Source organism: Okibacterium endophyticum (assembly GCF_054780075.1).
The window spans coordinates 1-15893 of sequence record NZ_BAAGXA010000009.1 but is presented as its reverse complement, the minus strand read 5'-3'; the positions used below and the strand labels follow the sequence as shown (position 1 = coordinate 15893).

Genomic DNA, 15893 nt, shown 5'->3' with positions numbered 1-15893 from the left:
ACAAGCTCGACCAACGAGGGTTCAGTCCATCTGCGGTTGCGGTTCGCCCGTCACCGACGGCTGCCACGACCAGTTCGCCACCACGGGGATGTCCTCACCGTGTTCGCGTGTGTATGCGCGAGCGCGCATACGAGCATCCTGCATGGCCTGCCGCACCATCGTGGCACGCGAGCCGAGTCCGTCTACACGATCGATGACATCCATCACCAGGTGATACCTGTCGAGATCGTTCAGCATGACCATGTCGAAAGGCGTTGTCGTTGTGCCGTTCTCGATGTAGCCGCGCACGTGCAGGTTGTTGTGCCCCGCGCGTTTGTAGGTCAGCCGGTGGATCAGCCAGGGATACCCGTGATACGCGAAGACGACGGGCTTGTCGGTGGTGAAGATGGTGTCGAACTCGCGGTCGGGCAGGCCGTGCGGATGCTCCCGCTCACTCTGCAGTCTCATCAGATCAACGACGTTGACCACACGCACGCGCAGCTCCGGCAGGTGCTGGCGCAGCAGAGAGGCGGCGGCGATCACCTCGAGGGTGGGCACGTCGCCCGCGCACGCCAGCACCACATCCGGCTCGTCGCCGTCGACCTCTGTTCCCGCCCAGTCCCAGACCCCGACCCCGCGCGCGCAGTGCGCGACGGCCTCATCCATGCTCAGCCACTGCGGGCTCGGCTGCTTGCCGGCGACAACGACGTTGACATAGTCCGTGGTGCGCAGGCAGTGGTCGTAGGTCGAGAGAAGGGTGTTCGCGTCAGGCGGCAGGTAGACCCGCACGACGTCGGCCTTCTTGTTGACGACGTGATCGATGAAACCCGGGTCCTGGTGGCTGAACCCGTTGTGGTCCTGCCGCCAGACATGCGAGGTGAGCAGGTAGTTGAAGCTCGGGATCGGCATCCGCCACGGCAGGTCACGGGCGACTTTGAGCCATTTCGCGTGCTGGTTGAACATCGAATCGACGATGTGCACAAAGGCCTCGTAGCAGGTGAAGAGCCCGTGCCGGCCGGTGAGCGTGTAGCCCTCGAGCCAGCCCTGGCACTGGTGTTCGCTCAGCACCTCCATCACGCGTCCGGAGCGCGCGAGGTTGTCGTCTACGGGCAGAACACCGGCCATCCACTGCTTGTCCGTCGTCTTGTAGACGGCTGGCGCGAGCCGGTTGGATGCGGTCTCGTCAGGTCCGAAGATACGAAAGTTCTCGGGGTTCTCGCGGATGACATCGGCCAGCCACTCCCCCAGAACACGAGTCGCTTCTCCATTGACCTCACCGGGGGCCGGCACGTCGACGCCATAGTCGCGAAAATCGGGCAGGCGTAGCTCACGCCTCAGCACTCCTCCGTTCGTGTGCGGGTTCGCGCTCATCCGGCGCTCGGCGAGCGGTGCGTTGCGCTGCACCAGGTCGGCGGGGGCGCCGCTGTCGTCGAACAGCTCATGCGGACGGTAACTCTGCAACCACTCCTCGAGAATCCGTGTGTGCGCCGGGGTGTCCCTGGCGCTCGCGAGCGGCACCTGGTGCGCCCTCCAGGTGTTCTCAACGGGTTTGCCGTCGATCTCGGCCGGGCAGGTCCACCCTTTCGGAGTGCGCAGGATGATCATCGGCCAGCGCGGGGCGATGTCTGCAGTTGGATCCGGGACGTCAGCCGAACCGCCCGCCTCGCCACGGGCATCCGCCTGGATCTCGGCGATGTCGTCGAGCACCTGGTCGAGCACGTCGGCCATGCGTTCGTGCACCCGCATGGGGTCTTCGCCGTCGAAGCCGCCGCTCACGATGTAGGGCTTGTGCCCGTAGCCGCGCATCAGCTCGAGCAGCTCGTCTTCTGGGATGCGCGCGAGCACCGTCGGGTTCGCGATCTTGTAGCCGTTCAGGTGCAGGATCGGCAGCACGGCGCCGTCTGTGGCGGGGTTGAGGAACTTGTTGCCGTGCCAGCCCGTGGCCAGGGGGCCGGTCTCGGCCTCTCCGTCGCCGATCACCGTTGTGACGATGAGGTCTGGATTGTCGAAGGCCGCGCCATACGCGTGACTGAGGGCGTAGCCGAGCTCACCGCCCTCGTGGATCGAGCCGGGCGTCTCTGGCGCGACATGACTCGGGATGCCACCGGGAAACGAGAACTGGCGGAACAGCCTGCGCATACCGTCTTCGTTGCGGTCGATGGCCGAGTACAGCTCGGAATAGGTGCCCTCGAGCCAGGCGTTGGCAACCAGCCCTGGGCCACCGTGACCGGGACCCGTGAGATAGAAGGTGTTGAGGTCGCGCTGCCGGATGACCCGGTTCATATGCGCGTAAATGAAATTGAGCCCCGGTGTTGTGCCCCAGTGACCGAGCAACCGCGGCTTGACGTCTTCGGCTGCGAGCGGTGTGGTGAGCAGCGGGTTGTCGAGCAGGTAGATCTGCCCGATCGACAGGTAGTTCGCCGCCCTCCACCAGGCGTCCACGACCGCGAGCTCGTGATCGGGCCCGTTGTTGTGGCGCACACCATCGATGCGGCTGGATGTGATGCTCGTCTCTGTACTGACACTGTGCTCGGGCATTGTGGGCTCCATCGGCAGGTCGGTGAGGGCCGAGCCAGGCGCGGCGACCTCTGGTGACGCGTACGTCGCCAGCCTAATCAGGAGCTGCCCCCCTGAACAGAGGATCATCCCCGCCTGCGCGGGGAACACGACCCGACATCGTTCTCGTCGACGATGATCGCGGGATCATCCCCGCCTGGGCGGGGAACACCTCGACTTCGACGCGACCTCTTCCGCTTTCGCGGGATCATCCCCGCCTGCGCGGGGAACACGTCACTGGGTCTCCCGAGGGCGAGAGCTACGTGGGATCATCCCCGCCTGCGCGGGGAACACACCAACGCGATAGCGAAGCGGTGGGGACTCAAGGGATCATCCCCGCCTGCGCGGGGAACACTCAGCCTTCGGGATCACGAAGGTCTGCTGCGCGGGATCATCCCCGCCTGCGCGGGGAACACGGGGCGCTTCAGTTGATCATCCCGCCGTTGCAGGGATCATCCCCGCCTGCGCGGGGAACACAGCAACATGGGGTACACGTTCACGCCAGGACTGGGATCATCCCCGCCTGCGCGGGGAACACCGCGGATGCTTCGCCCGCTTGTCCATCTTTTCGGGATCATCCCCGCCTGCGCGGGGAACACCTACCGTTTCCTTCACGGAAAGGGTGCGCCTGGGGATCATCCCCGCCTGCGCGGGGAACACACATCTTCGACAAGAGCCGGCGAATCGCGATCGGGATCATCCCCGCCTGCGCGGGGAACACTCGTAAAGACCCGCCTCAGTGAGCGTGATCGTGGGATCATCCCCGCCTGCGCGGGGAACACACTTGCTGACCAGGAGTGTAGCTGACACACCTTCCGGTTTAGCTTCACTTTGTTAGCTTCGCTTTGACATCGTATTCAACCTGACGGAATGTCGGATGATTAGGGCGATATCGTGAGCACTGACCGAAAGAGCACAGATGTCGCATCGTTCCCTCAGCCCTGCAGCTCACTCCGTATGGGGCAAATATCGCCGAGAAGACAGTCTCTCGCTACCGCTTGCCACGCATATGGGAGACAGCGCCCACGTCGCCGGCAAGCTCTTCGATGAGTGGCTTCCTCCAACTGTGATCTCGCAGATCGCCTTGGACCTCGGGGGTGACATGTCGCACGCACGAGCACTCGTTGCGTGGCTTGCTGGTAGCCATGACCTTGGCAAGGCGAGCCCGGCCTTCGCCGCGCAGGTCGAAAGCTGTGCTTACGAGATGAGAAGAAATGGGCTCGTATTCCCGACTGGGCCCATCGATGAGGCCCGCAAGCACATTCCTCATTCGCTGGCCAGCCAGATCCTTCTGCAACGGTGGCTGGTCGAAGAGAACGGGTGGTCACCGCAGGCCGCAGAGACGTACACGGTAATTGTCGGCGGACACCATGGCGTTCCACCTGAGCGGACGGCTTTCCACGAGGCAACGGGCAGGCGTCCGCAATGGCTGGGGGACAGCCTAGAGTGGCGATCCGTGCAGACCGAGCTCGCGGAGTACGCGGCTTCTCTCGCAGAGGTCGGTCCGTTGCTCGCGACGTGGGCAGAACGCCCCTTGAGCAGAACTGTCCAGGTGCTCGTCACTGCCATCGTGATCGTCGCGGACTGGATCGCCAGCAGCGACCTCTTTCCGTTCGAAGACGCTCGACCCGCTGGTGAACGAGTGGCCGACGCTTGGGAGCAGCTCGACCTGCCGCACCCGTGGCATCCGGCCAAGGTCGACGTCACTGCCGACGGCATCCTGCATGAACGCTTCGCACTGCCCCCGCATGCACGAGCCCGCCCAATACAGATATCGGCCTTAGACGTTGCCCAGACGACAACCGAGGCCGCGCTGATCGTGATCGAAGCACCGATGGGCGTCGGCAAAACGGAAGCAGCCTTGATCGCCGCCGAAGTGCTCGCAGAGAAATTTGGGGCGGGCGGATGCTTCATAGCGCTCCCCACGATGGCAACGAGCGACGCGATGTTCAGCCGAATGCACTCGTGGGTGAGACGATTGCCCGACGAACGGGGCAGTACCGTGCAATCCGCGTTCCTCGCCCATGGGAAAGCACGCCTGAACGAGGAATATCAGCAGCTCGCCCGTGTAGGTGCACTGAACCCGATCGACGATGGTTATGAGAATCACGGAATTGCCAACGAGGCATGGGTCATCGCCCACCAGTGGTTGAGCGGCCGTAAGCGTGGCGTGCTGGCCAACTTCGTTGTCGGCACCATCGACCAGCTGCTCTTCTCAGCGCTCAAATCGAAGCACGTGGCATTGCGGCATCTCGCGCTCGCCGGCAAAGTAGTGGTGATAGACGAGGTGCATGCGAACGATGAGTACATGTCTGTGTACCTGCGGCGCGCATTGCGCTGGTTCGGCGCATATCAGATACCGACAGTGGTGCTGTCGGCAACCCTCACGCCCGAGGTCAGGCACTCGCTGATGGACGCCTATGCCCGGCCGGAGCCTGTAGAGAAAGAGAAGCCCCTGCCGTTCCTCGAACGCACTCGGCGATCACGGACATCCGCCTCGCCGCCGTCCGGGCCGAGGTGGCCGCGCGTTCTCGAGGAGGAGTCCTATCCGCTCATCACCAGCGTGACCGTGAGCGGAGACATCAGGGTCATGCCTGTGCCCTCCGAGGTGCGGAGCACGGTCGTCCAGCTCAAACGGATTCCCGATGAACTCGACGTTCTCGCCGGGCTGCTCGCGACTGAGCTCAGCGGAGGGGGCTCCGTCGCGGTCATCCGCAACACCGTGCAACGAGCACAAGACACGGCGAACTCGTTGCGCGAGAGGATGCCGGATGCCCATGTCGTGCTCCTTCATTCACGGTTCGTTGCGACGGACCGGATGCGTCTCGAGCAAGAACTCCGCGATCTGCTCGGGCCGACCACTGCTTCAGGCCCGGTCGACAGCGTCCGGTTCGGCAGCAGGCCGGTGATCGTTGTCGGCACCCAGGTGCTGGAGCAGAGCTTGGACATCGATGTCGACCTCATGGTCTCCGACCTTGCCCCGATGGATCTGCTGCTGCAACGGATGGGCCGCTTGCACAGGCACAATCGTGCCAATCGGTCGGCGTCGTTGGGAGAACCCCGGTTCGTCATTGCCGGAGTGGAGGATTGGAACGCCGATCTGCCGCGCCCGATCACGGCATCGGCGAAGATCTATGGGGACTTCCCCCTCCTCCGCACACTTCATCTGCTCAATGGAGACGCGAGGCGCACGAACGTCGAGCTTCCCGGTGAGATCGCGCCACTCGTCCGGGCCGCTCACGGCTCCGGATATGCCGCAACGGGCGAGTGGGCGGATGCCCTGCGCGAGGCCGAGCAAGACTGGCGTCGCGAGATCGCGATGCGGGAGCGGCGCGCCGAGACATTCCTGATGGGAGAGCCGGGTGCCTACCCTTCTCTCGTCGGCTGGCTTCACGCCGGAGCGGGCTCGGTCGACGAGGATTCGGTGGAGGGGCAGGCTCAGGTGCGGGACACCGACGAGAGCATCGAGGTGCTCGTCGTTCAACGGGTCGAGGACGAGATTCGCGTGCTCGATTGGCTGGAACGTGGGGGTGCCGTGGTTCCGACCGAGATGCCTCCGCCTGAACATCTTGCGCGCGTCGTGGCAGCCTCGAGTATCCGGCTGCCACCGAAATGGTGCTCACCCTGGATGTTAGGCCGCTCGATCACCGATTTGGAGGACAATGCGTTCGCAGGCTGGCAGCAGTCACCTCTGCTCAAAGGGCAACTGGTCTTGGTGCTCGACGAGAATCTCCGTGCCGAGGTCGCCGGCCGAGGTCTCGAGTACGACCATTTCGCCGGGCTGAGGGAGTCGGTGGCGAGCTGAGGACGGGCGTGAACATTGAGTGTGCCTACGTGCACACTCTCCAATGGTGCGACTTCTCGACGTCGGACAGCGATGGTGCGGAAAACCGTGATCAGCGGCGCCGGTTTGGGGGCCGTAGCGTCTCTTGAGATCGTCCCCAGCTGTGTGGCGAACACCTTGCACCTGCATGCGTGCGGTTACCGACGGAGGGATCATCCCCGCCGCCGCGGGGAACATCGGCTGCGCGCGTAGTCGAGGCCGCGCTGTGTGGGATCATCCCCGCGTGCGCGGGGAACATTGCCTCTCGAAGAGGTCGAGGTCAGCGTCACAGGGATCATCCCCGCCTGCGCGGGGAACATTCACCGGATCGTGCGCTGAGCCTCGGCACTGTGGGATCATCCCCGCCTGCGCGGGGAACATGCCGGTGGTTGTGTCGATGATTCGTACTGCCCAGGATCATCCCCGCCTGCGCGGGGAACATACGCCGCCTGACCGCCAGGTGACGGTTCCATAGGGATCATCCCCGCCTGCGCGGGGAACATACGCCGCCTGACCGCCAGGTGACGGTTCCATAGGGATCATCCCCGCCTGCGCGGGGAACATCTCAACTGGCTCACCGAATTCACGGTGAGTGAGGGATCATCCCCGCCTGCGCGGGGAACATTCTTCAAGGGAGACCTTCTTCGCGTTGGTGTGGGGATCATCCCCGCCTGCGCGGGGAACATGACTGGCTGTACAAGAACGCGATCAAACCAGCGGGATCATCCCCGCCTGCGCGGGGAACATAATCCTTTGCGGAGCCTCAACCATTCGGGGGTGGGATCATCCCCGCCTGCGCGGGGAACATCCCATCCTGCTTCAGCAGCAGCTACGGTTCCCGTGGGATCATCCCCGCCTGCGCGGGGAACATTGTCTATTTCAGCTGGATTGAAGGTGTCGAAGGGGATCATCCCCGCCTGCGCGGGGAACATCGGGTTCTCATCCAGGGCGACGCGTCGGCTGCGGGATCATCCCCGCCTGCGCGGGGAACATACTTCGTGATCAGGAGTTTAGTGGAACAACATCCCGTTTTAGCTTCACTTTCGCATCCGTCAGTACGTTACTTTGACTGCACGAGCGCTATTCTCGGCGCGTGCTAAGCAACCGCTCGATACGCGCCGCCGTTCCATCGGGAAGTTGCGGGGCTGCATCTGGATAACGCTCACCCACGAGCGGAATCGCGTCTCGGAGGCGCGCCAGCGTCTCTGAGACATATCGTTCGGCTGGCCTAGCGCCTACACCCCACGAGCGGGCCTCGGCGATGAGCTTCTCGCCGGTGATCCGGTCGATCCGCAAGGTCGCATCGATCCGGAGGCTCATCTCCAGCATCCGTGGATTGACGACGGTCGCAGGAACGACGTCATACATCGGGCTGAGGCCGATGGTACGAGCGTCTGTGTGCAGTATCCCGTAGTTCTTGGCGTGCGCATCGGTATTGCCGACGGCGACGTTCACGGTCATCTGTTCGACGAGTCTCCGCAGCTCATCCCGAGGGTTGTCCGCATATCGATCGAGAAGAGCTGCGATCCTCTGAAAGGTCGGGTCCGATCGCGAGGCCGTCCCGCTGCCGGCATACTTCCGCTCGGGAGGTATGCCCATCGCCTGCGCACCATCTTCCTGATGCGTACGGACAAGTGTTCCATCGATGGTCTTCCGATCGAACCGTTCAACAACAAGAGTGGCCGGTGCGTCTTCGAGAGGTAATAGCTCGGTGTGAGCGGTTTCTGTGACGTGGGAGGCGAGGGCCATCCCCCATGCCTCTGCCTCGATGATGCCGGGGAACACAGCGGTGGGCTGCGGCTTCAAAATGTGAGTGGAGACCGCTCCTCCGATCGGAAGACCCCAGCCACCCGCGATACGCGTGGTGAGCATCTTCGCCTGGAATCCACCGAGGGAGACACGCAGTGCGGCATCGTCATCGTATGGCCGGGCGGGCAGGGCGACGAGTCTCTCGGCGAGATCCGCGTCGTTCAGTGGTCTGACATCCGCCTTCGTGGGGTTGGCACCCTCCGGGACGATAACCACGGCTCCCGCGCACTCCCACCCGATTTCCCGGAGCACATCGAGGTAGGTATCGCCGAACAGATTGAACCGTCGGCGAACCTCATCGAGTTGCTGTTCCTCCGGCAGCAGGCCCATGAACCAACTACGCGTGCGTTCCGGATCGAACGGCTCCGACTGCACGGGCAATGACGCCGAGAGAAGCGGCTCCCCTCGGTGTTCAGCAGCGATCGCCTCGGAGAACTGGAATGTGGCCCCCCGACGCGTCGGCGTGAGCATGCCGACGAGTTCGTCACGCAGCCACACCTGAGTCGCCTGAGCCTCGATGGTCATTCCAGAGTCTCATTCACGGCAACGGTCGCGCTCTTCGGAGCGATGATGAGGCGGGAGCCCAGCCGGTTGAGCGCGCGGACGAGTAATTGCGCGGAGACCGAACCGCCGTTCTCCAGGGAGGAGAGGGTCGCACGCGCAATGCCGAGCTCCTCCGCGAACTCGGTCTGGGTCATGCCCCGGTCACGACGGAGAGCGGCGATATGGCGACCGATATCTTCGGCGGAGTACGCGTTAGCCCACATAAGCTTCTTCTTCTTCGTTCAAGATAGTAGACATTATCGTCTCCAGCCCGTATGTTCAATATATTGAACACATCTCACGATGGAGTGGCGGACGTGGAAGATAACGCCTAGCTGTGCAATCTTAGAAGGGCGACGACTTTCCTCCTGTCTGGATGATCCAATGTGCCCATAGGCAACGGGATTGACATTCGCGTGTTCCTCGAAATCGGGGATATGACCCCTGTACTGGGGTGTTGCACCGGCGTCCTTCTCGCGATAGCTTCAGTAGCATCTTATAAACATGTGCCCATATGATCTGTCCAAAGAGGCTAGCTCTTCAGATCGGGAGGAGCAAGTCTTGTCGGTTCCGAGTTTCGACCTCACATCCGAACCCTGGCTGATGGTCAGAGAGAATGACGGCACGATCCAAGAACTGTCACTACGGGACACCCTGGCACGGGCCCACGACATCAGGGAGATCAGAGGCGATGTTCCCAGCGAGGTGTTCGCCCTCACCCGGTTGCTGCTCGCCGTGCTGTATCGCGCACTCCCAGAGGTGACCGATCCGATCGCCGACTGGAAGACGCTGTGGCGCGAGCCGGCGCTCCCGATGGCACTCATCGACGACTACCTCGACGACCACCGAGACCGGTTCGACCTGATTCACCCGGAGACACCCTTCTACCAGGTGGCGGATCTGCGGACGGCGAAGGGCGAGACATCCGGTCTTGAGAAGCTCATCGCCGATGTTCCGAACGGCCTCCCCTATCTCACCACGCGTCGCGGAGCAGGCCTGGAGTCCATCGGGCTCGCGGAGGCAGCGAGATGGCTCGTGCACGCCCATGCCTTCGACCCCTCGGGCATCAAGTCAGGCGCGCTGGGCGACGACCGGGTGAAAGGCGGCAAGGGATATCCGATCGGAACAGGATGGGCCGGCGAGCTGGGTGGGCTCGTTGTAGAGGGCCGCACACTTCGGGAGACGCTGCTGCTCAACCTCGTGCTCGGCGACGGTGATGGCAGGCCATTCACCGAAGACGACCTGGCGACCTGGGAACGCGACCCGCAAACCGCCAGCATAAAGGGCGAGGAGGATCGCACGCCAGCCGGCCCGGCGGATCTCTTCACCTGGCAGAGCCGACGCATCCGCCTCGTGCACAACAACGATCGCGTCACGGGCGTTCTCATCGCCAACGGCAATCCGCTCAAGCCGCAGAACCGCTTCCGTGAAGAGACGATGACGGCCTGGCGACGCAGCGAGGCGCAAGAGAAGAAGCTCAAGCAAGGGTCGGTTTTCATGCCACTGACGCACAACCCGGAGAGATCGATGTGGCGTGGCCTCGCAGCGATCCTGCCGAAGAGCATCTCGGTGCAAGAGAAGCAGCTGATGCCGGCGAGCAATCTTGACTGGCTGCGACGTCTCGCCGCTGAGGAGGACGACCCCATCGACGACCGGGCAGTTCGTGTGCACGCTTACGGCATCCGCTACGGGACGCAGAGTTCCACCGTCGACGAAATCATCGACGATGTCCTCACCTTGCAATACCGCCTGATCGCCTCGACAGACACGGCGCTCGCCGCACGGGCGGAAGACGCCGTGCGCGCTACCGAGCGAGCGGTGGATGCCCTCGGCCAGCTTGCTGGGAATCTCGCCTTGGCCGCCGGGGGCGAGGCTCCGGGCCCACGAGATCGTGCACGGGAACAGGCATACTTCGCGCTCGAGTTCGAGTTCCGCCACTGGCTGACCCGGTTTGGAGCAGGCATCGCTGATCCAGACGCCGATGTCGCTGCATGGTTCGAGCGAGCCAAGAGAATCATTCTCGCCCAAGGGGCCGAACTGATAGCGGCCGCCGGCTCCGTCGCCTGGATCGGCAGAGAGGTGAAACCCGTGGGTCTTGTGAACAGCTCGAAGGCGAGCGTGTGGTTCCACGCGGGGGTTCGCAAAGCCCTCGCATCATCCGAACAGCAGACCGAAGGACTGACAGCATGACGACGTCGCCGAGTGACGGGAGCACTTTGACCGGGAGATACGCAGAGCTCGAGAGCCATGTCGCGGACAAGGTTGAACGGATCCAGAAGAAGTATGTCAATCAAGATTGGAACGCCTCTCGTGACGCGGCCGCGTCGCTCGCGAAGCTGCGTCGCGCAGTGAACATGGCCCCGGGCTCTGATCCGTCGGTCTGGCGAGAGACCCTCGAAGGCCTCCCGCAGCAGTTCCAGGGGCCCGAAGACGGACCCTCTGCGGAGGAACGAGCTGTGCACGCGGCGATCACGCTCTTCGCGCTGCACCAACAATCCCAGACCGCGTTCTATGCGCACAAGCGCAGGCAGTCATTCGGGCACGCCGCGTCTGCGCTGGCCAAGCAGGTGGGTGAGGATCCCGTCCTCCGGCGATTCCAGACCCTGGCGACGGCGACGGCCTTCGAGGAGACAGTCCACCACGCTCGGGCGATGATCGGTCAGTTCCGTGCCAAGAAGATCCCGCTCGACTACGGCGGTTTCGCCGTCGACCTCGCCCGCCTGCAGAGCCAGGCCTCCGCCGATGGAGTGCGGCTCAAGTGGGGCCGTGACTACTACTTCCGATCGCCCGCAAGCGCGACCGACTCAGATGCCACCCCGAACGGAGAAGAGAAATGACCAGAACGATCATCGACGTGCACGTCTTGCAGACGGTTCCACCGTCGAACCTCAACCGCGACGACACGGGAAGCCCGAAGACGGCCGTCTACGGGGGAACCCGGCGCTCGAGAGTGTCGAGTCAGTCCTGGAAACGTGCGACACGGACAGCGTTCGCCGATCTGCTCGATCCCTCTCAGCTCGGCGTGCGCACACTGCGGGTCTCCGAGCTGCTCGCTGGTGCGATCACGGAAGCTGACGACGCGATCACCGGTGAGCAGGCATCCGCCCTCGCCGACACAGTTCTCTCGTCCGCGGGGTTCAAAGTCGCGAAGAAGAACAAGGGCGACGAATACTCCGAGAGCGGGTTCCTGCTCTTCCTGAGCCGTCTGCAGATCGAGCATCTCGCTCGCCTCGCGGTCGCGTCGGCGCATTCCGGTGTGGAAATCGACAAGAAGGCAGCGCGTGCGGCGGCCGACAGCCAACACAGCGTCGACCTCGCTCTCTTCGGCCGGATGGTCGCGGATGCGCCCGACCTGAACGTCGACGCCTCAGCCCAGGTCGCACACGCCATCAGCGTCCACGCCGTCAATAACGAATACGACTACTTCACGGCGGTCGACGACAGGAGACTTGAAGACAGTGCTGGCGCAGGGATGATCGGCACCGTCGAGTTCAATTCATCGACGCTCTACCGCTATGCAACGGTGAACGCGGATGCCCTGGCAACGTCGCTGGGCTCGGCCGAGGCCACCTCGGCTGCGGTGTCGGCCTTCCTCACGGCGTTCATCACCAGCATGCCGACGGGCAAACAGAACACCTTCGCAAACCGCACCCTCCCCGAGGCCGTGGTCGTCACCATTCGCAAGAAGCAATCGGTGAACCTGGTGGGCGCCTTTGAAGAAGCCGTTGTGGCAACCGATTCCTCCGGACGACTGAAGACAGCGAGCGAGCGCCTCGCCGAGTACGCGCAAGAGATCGATCGCGCATACTCGACAGAGCCCGTCGCGAGCTATGTGGTCCGTGTCGGTGCGGCCACGAAACCACTGGAGGCGCTCGGACAATCCGTGTCACTCGACGACCTAACCGGTGCCGTCGCATCGGTGGTGAACGAACGGATCGGCGTCCCGGCATGAGCGTCTTGATGCTCCGACTGGCGGCGCCGCTCCAGTCCTGGGGTGCGTCGAGCCGATTCGTGCGCCGCGAGACCAAGCCATATCCGACCAAGAGCGGAGTGCTCGGCCTCATCGCGGCAGCTCAGGGACGCCGTCGCACCGATCCAGTCGAAGATCTGGTGAAGATGACCTTCGGTGTGAGGGTCGAACAGCCGGGGCGGCTAGTCCGGGATTTCCAGACCGCACGCAGTCTCGACGGGGCGAAGCGGATGCCGCTCTCCTACCGGTTCTATCTCAGCGACGCCGTGTTCATCGCGGGAGTCCAGGCCGATCGGACATTGCTCGACGGGATCGCAGACGCGATCGAGCGCCCGGTGTTCCCGCTCTTCTTCGGGCGGCGCTCGTGCCCGCCAGCCAGCCCCCTTGTTCTAGGCATCCGCGACGGCGATCTTGCACCGGTGATGAAGGCCGAGCCATGGCGGGCATCCGTCTGGCATCAGAAGCAGACGCACGCTTCTTCTGTGACCCTCGATTTCTATCGTGATGCGCTTCACCCGGACGAGGATGGCGACCCCGAGCGTGACGAGCCGATCAGCTTCAGCCAGGAACGACGCGAATACGCGTGGCGCACAGTGGTGCGCGACGTGATCGAGGTGGAAAACGCGCATCACCGACGCGTGACTCCGGATGGAGCCGAGCAGACGGGTGCACGTTCCGCGCCGCAGGAGCACGATGTCTTCGCCGCGATCGGGGGCAGCTGATGTTCATCACCCGGATGGCGATCAACGGCGCACGAAGGCAGGCCCAGTTCCTGCTGAGATCGCCGCAGGCGATGCATGCGGCGGTGCTGGCCGCTTTCCCTCCCGATGCGCCGACGGAGACATCAGAGGGCCGTGTGCTCTGGCGAGTCGATCAAGAGACCGAGCGCCACTCGATCTGGTTGTACGTCGTGAGCCCGGAGAAACCCGACTTCACCCACCTCATCGAGCAAGCCGGCTGGCCGACACGCGAAACCTGGGAGACACGGGACTACGCACCCTTCGTCGGAAGGATCGCCGCAGACCAACGATGGGCCTTCCGGCTCTTGGCGAACCCTATCCGCACCGGAGACGACGGCAAACGATACGGGCATGTGACCATCGCCCAGCAGACGGGCTGGCTGGTCGATCGAGCCGAACGGCACGGATTCATCGTCACGTCATCAAGCAGCGGGGAAGACGATGTTCTGGTCACCCAGCGTGACAAGAAGACCTTCCGGCGTGAGAACCGACAGGTCACGATCTCAACCGCTCGGTTCGACGGGCGTCTCCAGGTCACCGACCCGGATCAGTTGCGGCACGCTCTCACTCACGGGATCGGGCGCGCCAAAGGCTACGGCTGCGGCCTTCTCACCCTCGTGCCGGTGGCCTGATGGCCAAGCGACGCGGGACGCCGCCACCCGAACTGCCAGAGCTCGTGCGTGCGCAGGATCGCATCTCGTTCATCTACCTCGAACGAGCGACCATCCATCGTGACCAGAACGCGATCACGGCGACCGATGAGCGAGGCACAATCCATATCCCAGCTGCGTCGCTTGGCGCGCTTCTGCTCGGGCCTGGCACGAGAGTGAGCCATCAAGCCATGGTATTGCTGGCCGAGAGCGGATCGACCGCTGTGTGGGTGGGAGAGCGAGGTGTGCGGTATTACGCGCATGGACGCAGTCTCGCCCGGTCGAGCAGGCTTCTCGAGGCCCAGGCGAGACTTGTGTCGAATCAGTCGTCGCGGCTCGCGGTGGCTCGCGCCATGTATTCGATGAGGTTTCCGGGCGAGACGATTGACGGCCTCACCATGCAGCAGCTCCGTGGCCGCGAAGGCGCGCGAGTGCGCCGCGTCTATCGACAGCACGCTGAGCAGACCGGTGTTTCATGGAAGCGCCGCGACTACCAGGTGGAAGACTTCGAAGCGAGCGACACGGTCAACACGGCGCTCACCTCGGCAAACATGTGCCTCTACGGAATGGTGCACGCCGTCATCGTCGCCCTGGGCTGCGCACCGGGGCTCGGCTTTGTGCACACAGGGCATGCCAGGTCGTTCGTGTTCGATGTCGCTGATCTCTACAAGGCTGAGATCAGCATCCCGATTGCTTTCCAGATCGCGGCATCGCCCGTATCCGATGTCGAGACAGAGACCCGCCACAAGGTCCGAGACGCCGTCGTCGACGGTGCGATCCTCACCCGCTGCGCCCAAGACATCCGTCGCCTGCTTCTGCCCGACGAAGACGACCAGGACTTCTCCGGGCTGGACGCGGATGTCGTCGAGCTATGGGACGGCGGCACGCGTACGGTTGCGGCCGGCACATCGTATGACTCGTTCGAAGGGGATGCGACCGAATGGTAGTTCTCGTTCTCACCGCCTGTCCTGCCGGTCTTCGGGGCCATCTGACCAGATGGCTTTTCGAGGTGAGCGCCGGTGTTTTCATCGGACATGTCACAGCACGCGTCCGCGACCTGCTCTGGGAGCGCGTGATCGAGCTTGCGAAGGATGGCCGGGCCATCATGGTGCACTCGGCCCGAGGCGAACAGAAGCTTGCCTTTCGCGTGCACCGGCACGATTGGGAGCCTGTCGATCTCGACGGGGTGACATTGATTCGTCGCCCGGCCGATCCGGCAGCGAAAGGCACGCCACAGCTCAGGGCCGGCTGGAGCAACGCGAGCAAGTACCGCATGGCCTCCCGTCGTCGCTCGCAGTAGTGACGTTGAACGGCTAATCCAGTTGCGGGTACCCGCCCACGAGACCCGGGTAGAAACAGGCCCTTGCGCACCTCGGCGAACAACATGCCTGGTCACCCTTGCGACCTTGCGGGGACCGAAAGGAATCACACTCTCATCGGAAAGGACCTCCGCGCAGAGAAAAGACCCCTCGCGCACCCGCCAGAGCCCGGTTACCCTTGCTACGTTTCCGTCCTGGGGGAGTTGGCCTGGATGGCGCCACGCGAGGAGCCGTTGCCCATTCTACAAGGCCTGCCGTGCGACTGCGAACTGGGCAGCAGGTGGCGAACCGCATCCACGAGAGCAGGTAGGATGCTTGAGGTCGCAATGCGAATTGCGACTGCCTGGAGGATTCGCCTAGTGGCCTATGGCGCACGCTTGGAAAGCGTGTTGGGTTAACGCCCTCAGGGGTTCGAATCCCCTATCCTCCGCCATGTGATGAGTCGGGACATAGATGACATCTGAGTCGCGACATAGTTGATAGTTATGAGAGAGAGTCCGGCCA

Annotated in this window: 11 protein-coding genes, 1 tRNA gene, 1 other RNA gene and 2 CRISPR repeat arrays; of the genes, 9 read left to right on the top strand and 4 right to left on the bottom strand. The window is 63.5% G+C overall.

What is annotated here, in order from left to right; genetic code table 11:
* Window positions 1–21: 21 nt before the first annotated feature.
* Window positions 22–2517 carry a phosphoketolase family protein gene (locus tag ACYVF5_RS12955; protein ID WP_460947054.1) on the bottom strand — a complete coding sequence of 832 codons (2496 nt, stop codon included), beginning with the start codon at window positions 2515–2517 and terminating at the stop codon, window positions 22–24.
* A gap of 100 nt (window positions 2518–2617) precedes the next feature.
* Window positions 2618–3317: direct repeats of the CRISPR family, unit length 29 nt; unit sequence GGGATCATCCCCGCCTGCGCGGGGAACAC.
* A 137-nt stretch (window positions 3318–3454) separates the two neighbouring features.
* On the opposite strand from ACYVF5_RS12955, the gene cas3 reads away from it, so the two are divergent.
* On the top strand, window positions 3455–6340 hold the full coding sequence (gene cas3 / locus ACYVF5_RS12950) for a CRISPR-associated helicase Cas3' (protein ID WP_460947052.1): 2886 nt from the start codon (window positions 3455–3457) through the stop codon (window positions 6338–6340).
* A 187-nt stretch (window positions 6341–6527) separates the two neighbouring features.
* Window positions 6528–7351: a CRISPR direct-repeat array (repeat unit 29 nt; unit sequence GGGATCATCCCCGCCTGCGCGGGGAACAT).
* An 87-nt stretch (window positions 7352–7438) separates the two neighbouring features.
* Here the strand turns inward: cas3 and ACYVF5_RS12945 are convergent.
* Both ACYVF5_RS12945 and ACYVF5_RS12940 read right to left on the bottom strand, forming a co-directional pair.
* Window positions 7439–8692 (bottom strand): type II toxin-antitoxin system HipA family toxin, encoded by a 1254-nt coding sequence (locus tag ACYVF5_RS12945; RefSeq protein ID WP_460947050.1) that lies wholly within the window; start codon window positions 8690–8692, stop codon window positions 7439–7441.
* Entirely contained in the window at window positions 8689–8934 is a 246-nt protein-coding gene (locus tag ACYVF5_RS12940; RefSeq protein ID WP_460947048.1) for a helix-turn-helix domain-containing protein, read from the bottom strand. The genes ACYVF5_RS12945 and ACYVF5_RS12940 overlap by 4 nt, the downstream gene beginning before the upstream one ends.
* A 337-nt stretch (window positions 8935–9271) precedes the next feature.
* Here ACYVF5_RS12940 and casA point away from each other — a divergent pair, with 337 nt between their 5' ends.
* From casA to cas2e, 7 genes are read left to right on the top strand one after another with little or no spacing between them, the layout of a single operon-like run.
* Window positions 9272–10900 (top strand): type I-E CRISPR-associated protein Cse1/CasA, encoded by a 1629-nt coding sequence (gene casA / locus ACYVF5_RS12935; protein WP_460947046.1) that lies wholly within the window; start codon window positions 9272–9274, stop codon window positions 10898–10900.
* Window positions 10897–11547, top strand: a complete 651-nt coding sequence (gene casB / locus ACYVF5_RS12930) for a type I-E CRISPR-associated protein Cse2/CasB (RefSeq protein WP_460947044.1) — start codon at window positions 10897–10899, stop codon at window positions 11545–11547. The genes casA and casB overlap by 4 nt, the downstream gene beginning before the upstream one ends.
* Window positions 11544–12662: a type I-E CRISPR-associated protein Cas7/Cse4/CasC gene (gene cas7e / locus ACYVF5_RS12925; protein WP_460947042.1), complete on the top strand. Its 1119-nt coding sequence runs from the start codon at window positions 11544–11546 to the stop codon at window positions 12660–12662. The genes casB and cas7e overlap by 4 nt, the downstream gene beginning before the upstream one ends.
* A complete protein-coding gene (cas5e, locus tag ACYVF5_RS12920; protein WP_460947040.1) occupies window positions 12659–13402 on the top strand; it encodes a type I-E CRISPR-associated protein Cas5/CasD in 744 nt (247 codons plus the stop codon). Before cas7e ends, cas5e begins: the two co-directional genes overlap by 4 nt.
* On the top strand, window positions 13402–14052 hold the full coding sequence (cas6e, locus tag ACYVF5_RS12915; protein ID WP_460947038.1) for a type I-E CRISPR-associated protein Cas6/Cse3/CasE: 651 nt from the start codon (window positions 13402–13404) through the stop codon (window positions 14050–14052). Before cas5e ends, cas6e begins: the two co-directional genes overlap by 1 nt.
* On the top strand, window positions 14052–15017 hold the full coding sequence (gene cas1e / locus ACYVF5_RS12910) for a type I-E CRISPR-associated endonuclease Cas1e (RefSeq protein WP_460947036.1): 966 nt from the start codon (window positions 14052–14054) through the stop codon (window positions 15015–15017). Before cas6e ends, cas1e begins: the two co-directional genes overlap by 1 nt.
* Window positions 15011–15370, top strand: a complete 360-nt coding sequence (gene cas2e, locus ACYVF5_RS12905; protein WP_460947034.1) for a type I-E CRISPR-associated endoribonuclease Cas2e — start codon at window positions 15011–15013, stop codon at window positions 15368–15370. Before cas1e ends, cas2e begins: the two co-directional genes overlap by 7 nt.
* Window positions 15371–15527: 157 nt before the next feature.
* On the opposite strand, the gene ffs is transcribed toward cas2e, so the two are convergent.
* An RNA gene (ffs, locus tag ACYVF5_RS12900) (signal recognition particle sRNA small type) lies at window positions 15528–15624 on the bottom strand.
* A 110-nt stretch (window positions 15625–15734) separates the two neighbouring features.
* On the opposite strand from ffs, the gene ACYVF5_RS12895 reads away from it, so the two are divergent.
* Window positions 15735–15822 (top strand) — tRNA-Ser (locus tag ACYVF5_RS12895).
* The last annotated feature ends 71 nt before the right edge of the window (window positions 15823–15893 follow it).